Annotated in this window: 2 protein-coding genes; both read right to left on the bottom strand. The window is 69.4% G+C overall.

The window, feature by feature from the left end:
• Positions 1 to 60 precede the first annotated feature (60 nt).
• The gene (locus JCM19049_RS16240) at positions 61 to 375 is read right to left on the bottom strand and encodes a S8 family serine peptidase (RefSeq protein ID WP_279403438.1); all 315 of its coding nucleotides are present in this window, start codon (positions 373 to 375) and stop codon (positions 61 to 63) included.
• Positions 309 to 575, bottom strand: coding sequence for a hypothetical protein (locus JCM19049_RS21560; RefSeq protein WP_279403437.1), 267 nt, complete (start codon positions 573 to 575; stop codon positions 309 to 311). Before JCM19049_RS21560 ends, JCM19049_RS16240 begins: the two co-directional genes overlap by 67 nt.
• Positions 576 to 782: the final 207 nt, after the last annotated feature.

The raw sequence follows: 782 nt of genomic DNA, 5'->3' as shown, positions 1-782 counted from the left end.
CGGGCACGCCGCGCGGGCCGCAGGCGGTGCCGATGCAGTGGGTTCCGTGCCCGTGCCCGTCTAGGCGTCCTCACCCTCCACGAAGGACTTGGTGGTGACCTGCCGGCCGGCGAAGTCCGGGTGGTTCTCGTCGAACCCGGTGTCCAGCACGGCCACCTTCACCCCGGCCCCGGTGTACCCCGATTCCACGGCCTTCACCGCCTGCAGTCCCCAGGTCAGCTCGTCGGTGTCCGCGTATGCCTGCCGCTCGGCCGCGGCCACGTCCCCGGTGTTGACCTGGATGCGGTAGATCCGTTCGGGCACCACCTTCATCGGCAGGCGCCGGGAGGCGCAGCGTTCGCGCAGCTGTTCGACCTGCCCGGACTCGCTATCCACCACGGCCATGCCCAGCCGGGGAAAGTAGTGTTTGAGCGAGTAGCCCTCGTCGGAAAGCACCTCGGCACCTGCTCCTGCAGCACCCCCAGGCTGGTCATCGGGGTGCCCACCGGCTCGGCGCCGTCGAAGATGACGACGTAGCGTCCGGGGATCGCCTCGGAGGTGACGCTCACGGACAGCGGCTCATCGGGATCGAACATGACCAGCTCCTTTTCACGGCGCGCCGCCGGGATGAACCCCTGGCAGCCACGGGTATCGGCCTACTCAGGCGAGTACCCAGCACTCTACTCGTCCCGCCCGCCGCTGGGTAGGTCTGCCCGCCGCCGGCAGTTGGCGCCTCAGATGGCTTAGCGCCGCAGGACACGCAGCGCCTCAAAGCCCAGGATCAGCAGCGCCAGGCCAGCAGG

This window comes from Arthrobacter sp. JCM 19049, from assembly GCF_001310435.1.
This window is presented reverse-complemented; position numbering and strand designations above follow the sequence as displayed.